The sequence below is a fragment of the Pseudomonas machongensis genome (assembly GCF_034961125.1).
Taxonomy (GTDB): Bacteria; Pseudomonadota; Gammaproteobacteria; order Pseudomonadales; family Pseudomonadaceae; genus Aquipseudomonas; species Aquipseudomonas machongensis.
In genome coordinates this window covers 14,594-30,667 of record NZ_JAYFUI010000189.1, presented here as the reverse complement: position 1 = coordinate 30,667, position 16,074 = coordinate 14,594, and the positions used below count along the sequence as shown (strand labels likewise).

11 protein-coding genes are annotated in these 16,074 nt (G+C 62.6%); 7 read left to right on the top strand and 4 right to left on the bottom strand.

All coding sequences use genetic code 11. The features are described 5' to 3' along the window. Positions 1 to 123: 123 nt before the first annotated feature. Positions 124 to 4,011, bottom strand: coding sequence for a dermonecrotic toxin domain-containing protein (locus tag VA602_RS22245; RefSeq protein ID WP_323454366.1), 3,888 nt, complete (start codon positions 4,009 to 4,011; stop codon positions 124 to 126). Between the two features lie 187 nt (positions 4,012 to 4,198). Between VA602_RS22245 and prmA the strand changes: the two genes are divergently transcribed. The 7 genes from prmA (at position 4,199) to VA602_RS22210 (ending at position 13,999) form a co-directional block, all read left to right on the top strand. Further along, positions 4,199 to 5,077 (top strand): 50S ribosomal protein L11 methyltransferase, encoded by an 879-nt coding sequence (prmA, locus tag VA602_RS22240; protein WP_323454365.1) that lies wholly within the window; start codon positions 4,199 to 4,201, stop codon positions 5,075 to 5,077. A gap of 54 nt (positions 5,078 to 5,131) precedes the next feature. Continuing rightward, positions 5,132 to 6,427 (top strand): DUF3426 domain-containing protein, encoded by a 1,296-nt coding sequence (locus VA602_RS22235; protein ID WP_323454364.1) that lies wholly within the window; start codon positions 5,132 to 5,134, stop codon positions 6,425 to 6,427. 168 nt (positions 6,428 to 6,595) lie between these two features. After that, positions 6,596 to 7,609 carry a tRNA dihydrouridine synthase DusB gene (gene dusB / locus VA602_RS22230; RefSeq protein WP_054894209.1) on the top strand — a complete coding sequence of 338 codons (1,014 nt, stop codon included), beginning with the start codon at positions 6,596 to 6,598 and terminating at the stop codon, positions 7,607 to 7,609. Next, positions 7,606 to 7,926 (top strand): DNA-binding transcriptional regulator Fis, encoded by a 321-nt coding sequence (fis, locus tag VA602_RS22225; RefSeq protein WP_029614158.1) that lies wholly within the window; start codon positions 7,606 to 7,608, stop codon positions 7,924 to 7,926. The genes dusB and fis overlap by 4 nt, the downstream gene beginning before the upstream one ends. 80 nt (positions 7,927 to 8,006) lie before the next feature. Continuing rightward, the gene (purH, locus tag VA602_RS22220) at positions 8,007 to 9,614 is read left to right on the top strand and encodes a bifunctional phosphoribosylaminoimidazolecarboxamide formyltransferase/IMP cyclohydrolase (RefSeq protein ID WP_063546312.1); all 1,608 of its coding nucleotides are present in this window, start codon (positions 8,007 to 8,009) and stop codon (positions 9,612 to 9,614) included. Positions 9,615 to 9,796: 182 nt separating this feature from the next. Next, positions 9,797 to 11,092, top strand: coding sequence for a phosphoribosylamine--glycine ligase (gene purD, locus VA602_RS22215; protein ID WP_323454363.1), 1,296 nt, complete (start codon positions 9,797 to 9,799; stop codon positions 11,090 to 11,092). Positions 11,093 to 11,227: 135 nt separating this feature from the next. Then, entirely contained in the window at positions 11,228 to 13,999 is a 2,772-nt protein-coding gene (locus tag VA602_RS22210; protein WP_323454362.1) for a hybrid sensor histidine kinase/response regulator, read from the top strand. 14 nt (positions 14,000 to 14,013) lie between these two features. Here the strand turns inward: VA602_RS22210 and VA602_RS22205 are convergent, their stop codons facing one another. Genes VA602_RS22205 through VA602_RS22195 form a run of 3 tightly spaced genes read right to left on the bottom strand, consistent with a single transcriptional unit; the run spans position 14,014 to position 16,051 of the window. Continuing rightward, positions 14,014 to 14,637, bottom strand: coding sequence for a hypothetical protein (locus VA602_RS22205; protein ID WP_197892422.1), 624 nt, complete (start codon positions 14,635 to 14,637; stop codon positions 14,014 to 14,016). Next, complete coding sequence (locus VA602_RS22200; protein WP_323454361.1) at positions 14,630 to 15,310, bottom strand: hypothetical protein; 681 nt, start codon at positions 15,308 to 15,310, stop codon at positions 14,630 to 14,632. The genes VA602_RS22205 and VA602_RS22200 overlap by 8 nt, the downstream gene beginning before the upstream one ends. 60 nt (positions 15,311 to 15,370) lie before the next feature. Beyond that, positions 15,371 to 16,051: a hypothetical protein gene (locus tag VA602_RS22195; RefSeq protein ID WP_323454360.1), complete on the bottom strand. Its 681-nt coding sequence runs from the start codon at positions 16,049 to 16,051 to the stop codon at positions 15,371 to 15,373. Positions 16,052 to 16,074: the final 23 nt, after the last annotated feature.

Genomic DNA, 16,074 nt, shown 5'->3' with positions numbered 1-16,074 from the left:
GCCTTTCAGAAAAGCCGGGGATGCCACAAAAAAACCGATGCCAGAATCTGGCATCGGTTTTTTTTGCCACCTGCGCAGGATCGAGCAGGTCAGCCTGACTCGCGTGAGCGTGATACCTGGTTGTCAGACGCTCACCACGGAGATCGCCTGCAAGGCGAGTTCGTCCCGGCCCGGCGCCAATCCGGCAGCATCTTCCACGACTCCGCCTGACCGCTCATACAGTGGGCCGGCGCGGAAACGGCTTTTGAATCTGAAGGCGCGAGCGGGCACACCCGGCACCCGGAAATTGGCCTGCTTCATGATCGGATCAAGCACTTGCTCGACCAACCTCGCAGGCGTTCGGTAGACACGCGTAACTCCGCTCCCCAGGTTCAGCGTCATGCCATAGCTACCGCCAAAACACGACGAGAACGACCAGTGCTGCCAGCTTGCCTGGATTCCCTGGCGCCTGAGCAACGTCCGCACGACGCCGCCGATATCCACACCTCCCAGCCAGTCGCCGCCAGCCATGACTGCCCTGACGCCCGCGCCATTCTGCGCAGCACCAATCTCCGTCAGCACTTGCCGCAGTGCGGGCTCGATCAGGCTGCGGACATTGTGATCAACATGCAGTACCGCACCTGCACGTGTTGCAGGGTTATACAAGGATACCGCCACACAGGACTGTGCATTGACGGTATACAGGTAGTCATCCGCCCTCCCCAAGTGTCGCGCCACTACGGCTTCTCCCTGCAGAGCGCCACGTATCTGCGATGGCGCACCCTCACCGTCGGTAATTTGCCGTGCCTGCGCCAGGGTTCCAGCATCCTGCACATGATTGCCGCCGCGAAGGCCTGTGCTGTTGGCAACCCATCGGCCATCTTCATGCAATCGCACTGCCTGGCGATGGTAGCTCTGCGGGCGATTGGCCTTGAACACCCGTAAGGTGGCCTGCTCGACGTCGTGTGTGACCTTGTAGTAACGACCGCCCGAGTGGATGAAATGCTCTGCATTGGCAGCGTCCTCGGCGCCGCTGCGGTAGGTGCCCTTCCAGATGCCGTCCTCCGTCACCTTGTGCAGATCGCCAGGCTTGCTCTTGACTGCCCAGGACTTGTCGAACTGCAGGGAGGGGGTTCGTGTCGCACCCGTCACCTGCGGGCGGCGAACAACTGCCTGGCGCAAGGGCGCAAGCGCTGATTTGAGCATTCCCAGGCTCACTCCCGGCACACTCAACACCGCCCCCAACAAACTCCACGACGCTTCCAGCCAGTTCTGCAGGGCCGCCGCGGTTTCCCATCGAGTATGGGCGACAATGGCCTTTTTCAAAGCGGAGGCGGTCATGAAGGCACCAAACGCTATGGCGAACGGTGGATACACCAGCAATGGCAGTGCGCTGAACAAAACGCCTTTGAACACCTGGGCGCGAATGACCTCGGCTTTGCCAAGGGTCGCATCCTCGACATCGGCGAGCGCATGCTCGATGAACGCGTTGTACTCCCCGGCCACCGTTACCACCTGGTTGAGCCCACGCAGGGAATCACGATGACTGTCGCCACTGGCCAACCTCTTCAGACGCGTGCTGACCTTGGATCTGGAGGCCAACGTAACGCGGTTGAGCAGATAATCGTAAAGCACGCCCGTACCTGTGGCGTTCAAGGACTGATAGGGACGCAGCAGAACACCATCCGGGGCGTCCGGGGTATACAGCCAGTCAGTCGCCACTTTGTCTGCCACATCGCGCAGGACATAGGCGCCCAGAACGAAACAGCCGTCGATCGACAAGCGAAACACCCCCGAACTCTCGACCACCGTTTCCGACTCACTGACGATGTCGGGCTGGCTCAACGTCCGCCCCAGCGCCGTCACCAGTGCAATCAGTTTCGTATAGGTCGCTTGATCGAGTTCAGCCTTGATACTGGCCAGGCGCAAATCGCGGTCCATCGCCGAGATCAGCGCACGACCGAACATCTTCCGGCGAGCCGCATAATCCGCCGAGGACTCGTTCAGATAGTGTTCGCGTATGTGTGTGATGTACGTCTCGCCAACGTAAGCGCGACGTGCATAGCGCGTAAAGTCGTGGCTGCGCAGAGCACTCAGGTCCTGGCCAACCAGAGAGCGCACGCCCTTATTCGGGTTGTCCAGGCCAGAATTGTCGTCATATCCATAGCAGACCAGATCGACCAGGTTCATCGTCAGCGGCGTATCCGTGCCTGTGGACGGCAGATCGAACAGAATAGACTCCGGGTCAACCTGTTCGGTGATGCCCTTGTCGGCCAGGTAAGGCTTGATGGCAGTCTCGACGGTACGCCGGGCGAACGCGTGAAAACCTTCATAATCCTGCATCGACGCGGCAAACACGTGCTCAGCTTGCAACGCCACCTGCTTTTCCAGGTTGATCACGCGCTTTTGGCCAATGTTCAGGTTAAGTGCGTAATACGGCGCAATAGAGGCCTCGATCTCATCCTCGGCCTTTTTATTGCTCAAGCGCACCCGCTCGGCCAAGCATGCCTCGTACCCCCTCAGGGCTCTCCTGCGATCCAGACTCAGGGACCATTCGGAAGGTTTTTCCACGATGCTCAGGATGGATGCACTGACCGTGGCTCGTTGATCGAAGGGAACCTGGCTCAACAGATAATGACGACCCGTTTCCTCCGCCAACCAACCACCGATTTCACTGTTGAGCGCGCGCTGTGATACCAGCTCTATCCACTCCTGGCCATCTGGTTTACCAGGGGCATACAGCACAAAGGCGTCATCTGCTACGGCGAACAACAACAAGTCACTGCAATCTGCGCCCGCCCACAACTGCAGAGGGCAGATCTCGTCGCCTGGCGGCTCCTGGGCGAGCAATGCCACGACCTGATCATGACGCGCATCCGACAGGTGCCCTTTCTTGCTGGCAATCAGCAGGCTGTAGCGCAATTGCATGTCATAGAGTTCTAGCTGCGCCAACCCGACTTCAGCGTCCTGATGGCGTTGCTTGAGGGTCGTCAGGAAGCTGTGCGGTGCATCGAGTTCGCTCAACAAGACCTGCAGTTGCTCAGCGGAAGGTGGCTTGCAATGCAGTAACGGCATACTTACCTGGAGCGGCTTGTATACCTGCGTCACGTCAATGGCGCCTTCCATCACCAGTTCGGTAAGCGTCTGTGTCCTGACGCTCACATTTTCCGTGGCTGACGGTTCGCATTTGACGGTGATGAGGTCGGCAGACAGTGGCAGGTCGAAATGCTCGCGCAGATAGGCGCTCGCCAGGCTGCCCGCATGCTCACGCAACGAGCGCGCACTACCGAGCAAGTTTTCGAGCGTTGACTGTGCTCCGTAACAAGCACCCTGAGCAGCATTCAGCGCCGCGACGTCCTCGGCATTCAAATTGCGATACCACTCCGGCAGGTGCTTGCGGACAAGCCTGTCGATCACTTGCTTCTCATCGTCATCGGCAAGAAGCAACAGCGCAGGCTGCGCATGCCAGTCCCGCTCCCGCTCCCGAATCAGCGCCCGCACCTGGACACTGGTCATCCCGGCGACCTGCGGCGCGCCCAGCGCGGCGTCAAGATCAAGACAGTGTTGCTCGCAACGTTGGCTGATTCGCTTCTGATACTCGAGTACATCACTCAACCCCTGGGGCTTCGCCTGCCAATGGCGGCCGAGGTAATCCCGGTAGGTTTCAACCATGCGCCCACCGATGCCCTCCACCAGTTGTTCGACCTGCTGGCGCCGTTCCAGCGGCACTTCGAGCGGCTCACCGTCGCTGATGCGATAGATGGCATGTTCTGCTTCGTCATAGAGCACCGGCTGCTGGGTGGCCAGGCGCTGCAGAGCGGCATCCAGCAGGTCCTGGATGAAAGTCGGGTCGATATCTTCGGTGTAGTAGGTGCGCAGTTGCACAAGCGCGTCGCTTTCGATTGCCTCGATAAAGCTCAGCTGGGAGTTGCGTCGTTGCTCGAAGGCCGCACTCCAGCGCCCGAGTCGCTCGATGATGGAGTGGGCCGACGAATCGTCAATGGGGGAATGGGTAGCGGGCTGATCGTTCATGACGCTATACCTCGTAGGCTGGGGGGCCCGAATTCTAGGTAGCGCCGCGGCACGGCCAGCGGTAGTTATTTGTTCGACGGATCATCCTCCGGCCTGTCCGTACGGGGCGCGCTCGCGTAAAATGCTCGATTTGGCAGTCGCAGACTGCCTCTTCGAATCACACCGAACCACATTTAAGGTGCCCGCCATGCCCTGGCTGCAAGTACGTCTGGCCATCAGCCCGGAACAAGCCGAAACCTACGAAGACGCCCTGCTCGAAGTCGGCGCCGTCTCGGTCACGTTCATGGATGCCGAAGACCAGCCGATCTTCGAACCGGACCTCAACACCACCCCACTGTGGTCGCACACGCATCTACTGGCCTTGTTCGAAGCCGATGCCGAGCCCGAAGCGGTGTTCGCCCACTTGCAGCTGCTGACCGGTGCAGAGCTCCCCGAGCACCAGGCCGAAGTCATCGAGGACCAGGACTGGGAACGTAGCTGGATGGACGGTTTCCAACCGATGCGTTTCGGCCAACGCCTGTGGATCGTGCCGAGCTGGCATGAGGCCCCGGAGAAAGACGCCGTCAACCTGCTGCTCGACCCGGGCCTGGCCTTCGGCACCGGCACCCATCCGACCACCGCTCTGTGCCTGGAATGGCTCGACGGCCAGTCGCTCGCAGGCACCCAGGTGCTCGACTTTGGCTGCGGCTCGGGCATCCTGGCCATTGCCGCCCTGCTGCTGGGCGCCCGCGAAGCGGTGGGGACCGACATCGACGTGCAGGCCATCGAAGCCTCGCGTGACAATGCCCAGCGCAACGGCATCGCCGACGAGAAGCTGGCGCTGTACCTGCCCGAGCACATGCCGGCGATGCAGGCCGACGTGCTGGTCGCCAACATCCTGGCCGGCCCGCTGGTCTCCCTGGCCCCGCAGTTGTCCGGCCTGGTGCGCCCTGGTGGCCTCCTGGCGCTGTCGGGCATTCTCGCCGAGCAGGGCGAGGAAGTGGCTGCTGCCTACGCCGCCGACTTCGACCTCGACCCGATCGTCGTGCGCGATGGCTGGGTGCGTATCAGCGGCCGTCGTCGCTAGGCTACAGTTCGTGAAGCACCAGACTCCAACCCTGCACAACGCCCGGATCGCCGCATGACCGACAGTTTCGTCACCCAGTGCCCGCATTGCCAGACGCGTTTTCGCGTCACGTATCACCAGTTGAGCGTGGCCCGTGGGGTGGTGCGTTGTGGCCAGTGCCTGCAGGTGTTCAATGCCGCCCGGCAGCTGCTCGAGCAAAGCCAGGAGGCTGCGCCGCCGGTCGCCACGGTACCGGTGGCGCCACCGGTGCCAGCAACGCCTGCGGTCGAGCCACCCGCGCCGAGCCAGGACGACTGGGCTGCCACGCTGGATGCCATGGATCTGGACCAGGAGCTTGCGCGCCTGGAGCGACGCGGCCCTCGCCCCGAGCGCCAAAACGCCGAGCGCGACGAATCCTTGCAGGCGCGGCGTGACGATCAGCACCCGGAGCAACATGGTGACGAGCCCTTCGGCACCGCAACCGATGACCGCCTCGAGCCCGACTCGCAACCCACACCTGCACCGGTTCTGGTCGAGCAGGAACCCCTCGACCTGGAACCGATAGCCCAGGAGCGTACCGAGCCAACCCTCGGACAGACGCTTGAGCTCGACGACGAAGACACCCCCGCACACTTGCCCGCCGAACACGACGAACCAGCCACCGAGCAGCTCTCGTCCCTCGACGAGCCTCGTCCGGAAAAAGGCCTCTCGGCCCTGGACGACGATGTCGCGAATCTGCGCCTGTCGGCACGTGACGACCACGACGACGCCGAAGACGACGAACGGCTGGAGCCGGTCCTGGCCAGCAAACCCTCGCGCGCGCGCAAGGAACCATTGGTCGATGTGGTCGACGACCCGCTGCAACTGGACTGGCAAAAGCCCGCACCGAACTGGGGCAAGCGCCTGCTTTGGGGCTTCCTGGCGCTGCTCGCCGCTGGCCTGCTGGCCTTCCAGTACGTCTACTACCACTTCGATGAAATGGCCCGGCACGATCGTTACCGGCCGCTGTTCCAGCAACTGTGCCCGATCGTCGGCTGCCAGGTACCCACCCGAGTCGACATCGCTCGTATCAAGAGCAGCAACCTGGTGGTGCGCAGCCATCCGGACTTCAAGGGCGCGCTGATCGTCGACGCGATCATCTACAACCGCGCCTCCTTCAGCCAACCCTTCCCCTTGCTGGAGCTGCGTTTCGCCGACCTCAACGGGCAGTTGATCGCCAGTCGTCGGTTCAAACCCAGCGAGTACCTGTCGGGCGAGCTGGCCGGGCGCGGCGAGATGCCTAGCCAGACACCGATCCACATCGCTCTGGACATCCTCGATCCAGGCCCCAAGGCGGTGAACTACAGCTTGAGTTTCCGCTCCCCCGAGTAGCACGCCATACCTGAGGGAGCGCGGTGGGCGACATCACCAACCTAAATGTCATAAGCCCACAACTGTTCAGATTTTATCCAGTTCCATCTTTATCCGGTCACCGAGAGCGGGTATCATGCCATCCCTTTTTCGAACTCCAATGATCCGGCCCCACAACAGGGAACACCTATGTCGGCGGTACGCATCGGCCCATATACACTGCAGAACAACCTGATCCTCGCGCCTATGGCCGGGGTGACGGACCAGCCTTTCCGCACGCTTTGCAAACGTCTGGGGGCGGGCATGGTGGTGTCGGAGATGGTCACCAGCGACATGAACCTGTGGAACAGCCGCAAATCGCGCCTGCGCCGCATCCACGAAGGCGATCCCGAACCCCGTTCGGTACAGATCGCCGGCGGCGATGCACAGATGCTGGCTGCGGCAGCGCGAGCCAACGTCGAGTCCGGTGCCCAGATCATCGATATCAACATGGGCTGTCCGGCAAAAAAAGTCTGCAACAAAGCGGCAGGCTCTGCTTTATTGAGAGATGAAGCGCTGGTCGCTGAAATCCTCGACGCGGTGGTCGGTGCGGTCGATGTGCCGGTCACCCTGAAGATTCGCACCGGGTGGGATCGCTCGAACAAGAACGGCCTGAACGTGGCGAAGATCGCTGAACAGGCCGGAATCCAGGCGCTGGCGGTGCATGGCCGCACACGCGCCGACCTGTACACCGGTGAAGCCGAGTACGACACCATCGCCGCAATCAAGCAGGCGGTGTCGATCCCGGTTTTCGCCAACGGCGACATCACGTCGCCAGAAAAGGCCCGGGCGGTGCTGGATGCCACCGGGGCCGACGGCCTGCTGATCGGCCGTGCCGCCCAAGGGCGGCCGTGGATCTTCCGCGAGATCGAGCATTACCTGCGGACAGGCGAGCATCTTCCGGCCCCCGGGCTGGATGAAGTGGAACGCATTCTGCTGGAGCACCTTGCCGCGCTGCATGCCTTCTATGGGGATGTGATGGGCGTACGTATCGCCCGCAAGCACGTGGGCTGGTACCTGGCAACACGCACGGGCGGCAGGGAGTTTCGCGCCCGCTTCAATGCCTTGGAAGATACCCAAGCGCAGTGCGCCAACGTTCGGGCGTTTTTCGCCGAACGTCGACAGAGCCTTGAGACAGAGGACGGACAAGGGGTGGCCGCATGACGATGATGACCGAGACATTAGTGAGTGGAACAACGCCCGTGAGCGACAACGCCAACCTGAAGCAGCACCTGAACACGCCGAGCGAAGAGGGCCAGACCCTGCGCGACAGCGTCGAGAAGGCACTGCACAACTACTTCGCCCACCTGGAAGGCGCCACCGTCACGGACGTGTACAACCTGGTGCTCTCGGAAGTCGAGGCACCGCTGCTCGAGAGCGTGATGAACCACGTCAAGGGCAACCAGACCAAGGCCAGCGAGATGCTCGGGCTCAACCGCGGCACCCTGCGCAAGAAGCTCAAACAGTACGACCTGTTGTAAGCCAGAATCCCAATCAGAAAAGGCGGCTCCGTTGAAAGAGGCGCCTTTTTTGCTGACTCCACCGCGTTATGGAATCCGAAATGACCGACCAGACTACCCGCCTGCCGATCCGCCGCGCCCTGATCAGCGTCTCCGACAAGACCGGTATCCTCGAGTTCGCCCGTGAGCTGCAACAGCTCGGTGTCGAGATCCTGTCCACCGGTGGCACCTACAAGCTGCTCAAGGATAACGGCGTGAACGCGGTGGAAGTGGCCGACTACACCGGCTTTGCCGAAATGATGGACGGCCGGGTCAAGACCCTGCATCCGAAGATCCACGGCGGCATCCTAGGCCGTCGCGGCACCGACGACGCCATCATGAACGAGCACGGCATCAAGCCGATCGACCTGGTCGCGGTCAACCTGTATCCGTTCGAAGCCACCATCAGCAAGCCAGGTTGCGACCTGCCGACCGCCATCGAGAACATCGATATCGGCGGCCCGACCATGGTGCGTTCCGCGGCGAAGAACCACAAGGACGTCGCCATCGTGGTCAACGCCAGCGACTACGCCGGCATCGTCGAAGGCCTCAAGGCCGGCGGCCTGACCTACGCCCAGCGCTTCGACCTGATGCTCAAGGCCTTCGAGCACACCGCCGCCTACGACGGCATGATCGCCAACTACATGGGCAGCATCGACCAGTCCAAGGACACCCTGTCGACCGAAGGCCGCAGCGAGTTCCCGCGTACCTTCAACAGCCAGTTCGTCAAGGCCCAGGAAATGCGCTACGGCGAGAACCCGCACCAGAGCGCGGCGTTCTATGTCGAGGAAAAGAAAGGCGAGGCCAGCATTTCCACCGCCGTCCAGTTGCAGGGCAAGGAACTGTCGTTCAACAACGTGGCCGACACCGACGCCGCGCTGGAGTGCGTGAAGAGCTTCGTCAAGCCGGCCTGCGTCATCGTCAAGCACGCCAACCCGTGCGGCGTGGCTGTGGTCCCGGAAAACGAAGGTGGCATTCGCAAGGCCTATGACCTGGCCTACGCCACCGACACCGAGTCGGCGTTCGGCGGCATCATCGCCTTCAACCGCGAACTCGACGGCGAAACCGCCAAGGCCATCGTCGAGCGTCAGTTCGTCGAAGTGATCATCGCACCGAAAATCTCCCAGGCCGCCCGCGACGTGGTCGCCGCCAAGCAGAACGTACGCCTGCTCGAGTGTGGCGAATGGCCTGCCGAACGCGCTGCTGGCTGGGACTTCAAGCGCGTCAACGGTGGCCTGCTGGTGCAGAGCCGCGATATCGGCATGATCAGCGCCGAGGACCTGAAAGTCGTCACCAAACGCGCGCCGACCGAGCAAGAGATCCACGACCTGGTGTTCGCCTGGAAAGTCGCCAAGTTCGTCAAGTCCAACGCTATCGTCTACGCCAAGAACCGCCAGACAATCGGTGTCGGTGCCGGCCAGATGAGCCGCGTCAACTCCGCTCGCATCGCTGCAATCAAGGCCGAGCATGCTGGTCTGCAGGTACAGGGTGCGGTCATGGCTTCGGACGCGTTCTTCCCGTTCCGCGACGGCATCGACAACGCCGCCAAGGTGGGTATCAGCGCTGTGATCCAGCCGGGTGGCTCGATGCGTGATGCAGAAGTCATCGCCGCCGCCGACGAAGCGGGCATTGCGATGGTGTTCACCGGTATGCGCCACTTCCGCCACTGATTTATGGCAATCGGCCGCACTGAAGCAGGCATCTGCTGCGTTGGGGCCGGTTCCGCTGATGCTCATTGCCAGAAGGCAACTCCGCTCATCGGAACCGTCCCCGCCTTGCATCTACCTGCTTCATTGCGACCTCGTACAGCGAGAAGCATTGTCTCTCGTTCGACAGATTTCGAGGTTTTGACATGAAAGTTTTGATCATCGGCAGCGGCGGCCGTGAACACGCCCTGGCCTGGAAAGTCGCCCAGGATCCACGCGTCGAGAAAGTCTTCGTGGCCCCGGGCAACGCCGGCACGGCCATCGAAGCCAAATGCGAGAACGTCGCCATCGACGTCTGCGCCCTGGAGCAACTGGCCGATTTCGCCGAGAAGAACGTCGACCTGACGATTGTCGGCCCTGAAGCGCCACTGGTGATTGGCGTGGTCGACCTGTTCCGCAGCCGCGGCCTGGACTGCTTCGGTCCGACCAAGGGCGCAGCGCAGCTCGAAGGCTCCAAGGCCTTCACCAAGGATTTCCTGGCTCGCCACAAGATCCCGACCGCCGACTACCAGAACTTCACCGAGATCGAGCCGGCGCTGGCCTACCTGCGCGAGAAAGGCGCACCGATCGTGATCAAGGCCGACGGCCTGGCCGCAGGCAAGGGCGTGATCGTCGCCATGACCCTGCAGGAAGCCGAAGACGCCGTGCGCGACATGCTCGCCGGCAACGCCTTCGGTGAAGCCGGTTCACGCGTGGTGATCGAAGAATTCCTCGACGGCGAGGAAGCCAGCTTCATCGTCATGGTCGATGGCCACAACGTGCTGCCAATGGCCACCAGCCAGGACCACAAACGTGTCGGCGACAAAGACACCGGCCCCAACACCGGCGGCATGGGCGCCTACTCGCCAGCCCCGGTGGTCACGGCCGAGGTGCACCAGCGCGTGATGGACCAGGTGATCTGGCCGACCGTGCGCGGCATGGCCGAGGAAGGTAACGTCTACACCGGTTTCCTCTATGCGGGCCTGATGATCGACAAGGCAGGCAATCCCAAGGTCATCGAGTTCAATTGCCGCTTCGGCGACCCCGAGACACAACCGGTCATGCTGCGCCTGGAGTCGAGCCTGGTGCTGTTGGTCGAGGCCGCATTCGCCAAGGCTCTGGACAAGGTCGAAGCACAGTGGGACCCACGCCCGAGCCTGGGCGTAGTGCTGGCCGCTGGCGGTTACCCGGGCGACTACGCCAAGGGTGACGTGATCGACGGCCTGGATGCTGCTGCCAAGATCGAAGGCAAGGTATTCCATGCCGGTACTGCGCTCAAGGATGGCCAGGTAACCACCAACGGCGGACGCGTGCTGTGCGCCACTGCCATGGGCAGCACCGTTGCCGATGCACAGCAGCAGGCCTACCGCCTGGCCAAGGAAGTCAGCTGGAACGGTAGTTTCTACCGTACCGACATCGGCTACCGAGCCATCGCCCGCGAGCGCGGTGAACACCAGCAGTAAACTGCGGCCCGCAGGTCGTAGCGCCATGGCGCACGGCCTGCGGCTCGTCGACAGGGCCCCACCGGGGCCTTGCCTTCGGCGCGGCACGCCGCGCATAGTTGTTATCCGGCTTATCAGCCAAGAAAGGATCTCGTCGTGCGTCGGCTTCGGATTGCCACTGCCCTGATCGTCAGCCTGCTGACCCTGCTCTGCCTGCTTCCGGCTGCGGCCGAACAAGGCGGCGGGTGGTCTGTGCTGCTCGATGAACAGGCAAGCCTGCAGCTCTCCGACGTACGTTCCGACCGCTACCGCAACCAGTTCAGCCCGCTGCAACTGGACGCGCTGGATGCCGCCCTGCCCGACCAGGCCCTGTGGCTGCACTACCGCCTGGAGCCCGCCGACCAGGAGCGCCTGCTGCGCATCTTCGCCCCCGACCTGTCACGCCTGGACCTCTACGCCCTCGACGGCAGCACGCTGCTGCGCCAGTTGCACCATGGTCGACAGTTGGGCAACGCCAGCCCCACCCTGCGCGGCAGCGACCACGTTCTGCCACTGCCCAACGCCACGCAACCGCTGGACATCTACCTGCGCCTGGTCTCCGAGCACCAGTTGCGCCCGGCGATCTCTCTGGAATCGGCGGCCAGCGCGGCCATCGACCAGCGCCAGCCGCTGCTGTTCGGCCTGCTGTTCGGCGGCCTGGTGATGCTGATCCTGCACAACCTGATTCGCTTTTTCTACACCCGTTCCAGCACAACCCTGGTGCTGGCGCTCTACCACGCGTTGATGCTGCTCAGTGCCTTGATCCTGCTCAACCTCAGCGGCCCGTGGTGGCACCTGTGGCACAGCGCGCAAACGCCTGCTGCCTACCTCACGCTGGTCCTGGCCGGGCTTTGCGGGTTGTACTTCACCCAGCGCTTCTTCTCGCCCTGCGGTTGCGCGCGGCTCACCCGCATCCTGCAGGCAGAAATGCTGATCGCCGCGATCAGCGGCTTGCTCCTGCTGTTCATCGACACCCTGCCGCTGAACCTGACCACCTACACCCTGCTTGCCCTCGGCAGCCTGAGCATGCTCCTGGCCAGCGCCTACTACTGGTACAAGGGCTACAACCCCGCCCGCCTGTTCACCTTGGCCATGCTGGTGTTCAACCTCGGTGGCCTGGTCCTGCTGCCGGCGCTGCTCGGCCTGACCCGCACCCCCACCCCCTGGCTGCTGGTCATCCTGATGGGGCTGACCGTGGTCAGCGGCCTGTTGCTGAACCTTGCCGTCAGCGAGCGCCTGCGCAAGATCAACGAGGAGCGCGTGCGCGCCAGCCGAGCCCTCGCCGCCAGCGACGCCGAGATCAACGCCAAGGCCGAATTCCTGGCCAAGATCAGCCACGAGATCCGCACGCCGATGAACGGCGTGCTGGGCATGACCGAGCTGCTGCTGGGCACACCGCTGTCGGTCAAGCAGCGCGACTATGTGCAGACCATCCACAGCGCCGGCAACGAGTTGCTCACGCTGATCAACGAGATTCTCGACATCTCCAAGCTCGAATCACGACAGATCGAGCTGGATGATGTGCAGTTCGATCTCAACGCACTGATCGAAGACTGCCTGAACATCTTCCGGGCCAAGGCCGAACAGCAGAACATCGAGCTGATCAGCTTCACCCAGCCACAGGTGCCACGCGTGATCAGCGGCGACCCGACGCGGTTGCGTCAGGCGCTGTCGAGCCTGCTGGACAATGCCCTGAAGAACACCGACCAAGGCGAAATCCTGCTGGTGGTGGCCCTCGACCAGCGCGGTGACGCTCCGCGCCTGCGTATCGCCGTGCAGGACAGCGGCGAGCCGATGGCCAGCGCCGAGCGCGAGGCTTTGCTGCAGGCCGAGCTGCACAGCCACCACTTCCTCTCCAGCAACAAGCTCGGCGGCCACCTGGGGCTGGTGATCGCCAAGCAGTTGATCGGGCTTATGCACGGCGAATTCGGCATCAAGACCAGCACCAGCCTGGGCAATACGCTATGGCTGACACTGCCGCTCGATCCACTGCGCCTGGAACAGCCGCCCGCCGACCTCGACGGCCCGCTGCGCGATGCTCGGGTGCTGGTAGTGGACGATAACGACACCTGTCGCAAGGTGCTGGTGCAGCAGTGCAGCGCCTGGGGCATGAACGTCAGCGCCGTGCCTTCCGGCAAGGAGGCACTGGCGCTGCTGCGCACCAAGGCACACCTGCGCGACTACTTCGATGCCGTGCTGCTGGACCAGAACATGCCCGGCATGACAGGCATGCAACTGGCAGCCAAGATCAAGGAAGATCCGAGCCTGAACCACGACATCCTGGTGATCATGCTGACCGGCATCAGCAACGCGCCCAGCAAGATCATCGCCCGCAATGCCGGGGTCAAACGCATCCTCGCCAAGCCGGTAGCCGGCTACACGCTCAAGACCACCCTGGCCGAAGAGCTGGCCCAGCGCGGCCGCGAGCCGGCGATAATTGCCGCCCTCGGTGGCACGCCGGCGCCGCTGAACCTGCCTGCCGACTTCCGTATCCTCGTCGCCGAAGACAACAGCATCTCGACCAAGGTGATCCGCGGCATGCTCGGCAAGCTCAACCTCGAGCCCGACACTGCCAGCAATGGCGAAGAGGCGCTGGAGGCAATGCAGGCCACGCGCTACGACCTGGTCCTGATGGATTGCGAGATGCCGATACTCGATGGTTTCTCCGCGACCCAACGCCTGCGTGACTGGGAGGCGGCCAACCAGCGCCAGCGCACCCCGGTGGTGGCGCTGACCGCGCATATTCTCAGCGAACACAAGGAACGCGCGCGCCTGGCCGGCATGGACGGGCACATGGCCAAACCTGTAGAGCTGTCGCAACTGCGCGAACTGATCCAGTTCTGGGCGAACCAGCGCGAAGCGGCCGCCGGCCCTCTCCATACGCCCTGATCGCCCAGCGCCCTTCAAACGTCGTAGTCGTGTATCTGTTTCAGGGATACCTCCACGATCCGTGCTTGAACCTTGGGCAGGTAGCTGTTCTCGAATGCCAGGATGTTGAACCGTACAAGCTCGGCGCGCACGTTCTTCATACCACGCTTGCGGGTGATGAAACCGGCACGCCAGGCATCCTGGGTATCGATCTCGTGATACAGCACCATATCGACCCGGTTCTGCCCGGCAGGGGCACAAGGCAGTAACTGAAAGTGCCCTCGCTCGCGCGCGTGCTTCTCCAGAGTGGCGAGCGTCTGCGGACTGTTGCACAGCCGCTGCAGGGACACCTGCACATTGCTGGCAAAGCGCTCACCCGCAGTCTTGGCGATCAAGCCCAGGACTTTGTCGACCTCCTCGGCGCGCCCCGCATCCGGCCAGTGGACCTGCTCGGCAGAAACCGCGTCCCAGCCCATGAATTTCAACTGGTTGCGGTAGTAGGCGAACCAATCCTCCACCAGCCCTTCGTCGAAAGCCGTCTGGGTAGCTCGCTCGGCCAACGCCAAGGCCAGCTTCACCTTGTTTTTCTGTACCAGCGACAGCCCCGGCAGGAACGAGACGACTCCCGCACCAATCACAGCAGCATTGGCTTCATTCACGTGGAATCACTCCCAGCGCCAGTCGACGAGGCTTCTCGCGTTCCTTGTCGAGTATCAGGATGTGCAGGTCCGAACGCCGCGCAGCGAAGCGCTGGTTGCTCAGGTTCAGCGACAGTGCCCGTACCGCCAGTTCGCCTTGCAGCTGGGTACGCTGCGCAATGGTGGCCAGTGTCTCCCGAGTGATCGGGTGGTCGCACTGCATCGACACGCTGCACAGGTCGAGAATCGGCCCGGCGCCGAGCAGCCCGAACTCGATGTGCACCTCGCCCTTGTTGGCCTCGTTACGCACGGCGAAACGCAGCAGATGCTCCAGACCCTCGGGCGCGCCCGACAGCACCTGCGACAGCTTCGCCAATGCCATATCGACATCGATCTCGCGCTGCTTCAGCCAGCTCAAGAGGGGCGTATCCTGTCTGGGGATGGCCTGCGGCGCGAGCGAGATACTGTCGTGCGTGCTGACGAACTTGATCCAGTTCAGTGACGCGAAGGCCTTGCGATAAGCAACCGCCCACTCATCGGGATGATCGAAGCATGAGCCAGCTTGCTTGTCGGCCAGCAACTGGCAGTAATGCAGTGAATCCAGGGCATCCTCGCGCTGCTGTACCTCGATGCCAGGTGGCACGAGCAGCGCGGTCTGGCCAATCAGAGTCAGCGTGTGGTCTGTATAGGTCATGGCAGGTGTTCCGGTCTGTAGAAACTGAAAAGCGCGGTGCCCGAAGGCCCGCGCCCGTGATCAGATGTCGTACTGCAGAACGTTCTCGACACTGCGCACGCCGAGCTTCTCTTCCACCGTGGCACGCACTTTGTCGTAGACGAAATTGTTCAGCGTCAGCACTGCATGACCGGCGTAGTACTCCGACTTCTCGATCTGGAACTGCACCCCCAGCACATCTTCATCCACGTTCGGCTCCGTCGCCCGCACGCAGCTCATCACCATGACCACATCGCCTTGCTCGGTTTCCAGGCAAGCCGCCATCCCGACCACGCCCCTGGCCTTGCTCTTTTTCTTGTGGTGGATGATGCGGGTATCGTTTTCGACGTTGGTAAGCTTGTCGAACCCCTTCTTGGCCAGTACGCCCAGCGTGGTGCCGCCCAGCAGTGCACTGCCGGCTGCACCGATGACACGAACGGCCACCGCGCCCAGCGTGACTTTCACCTCCGAAGAGGTCTCCAGTTCGAAACTGCGGTGGGGAGTGGTGAAGCCGAGGTCACGCATCGCGTCGAGGAATTTTTCGTACCAGGCCTTGCCGTTCTCTTCGATATCCAGCGCCTTGTCGGCGACGAGGGTGGCGAAGTGAAACGCATTCTTCACGTCGTGGCGGCTTTGCGCCGTCATGCCCGCACCGCACGCCAGCAAGTTGCCCTCGACCAGCAGGCCGGCGTCGGTGGTGGTGACTTGTTTATCATCGCTCATGTGAAACTCCTTTGGGTTGCCCC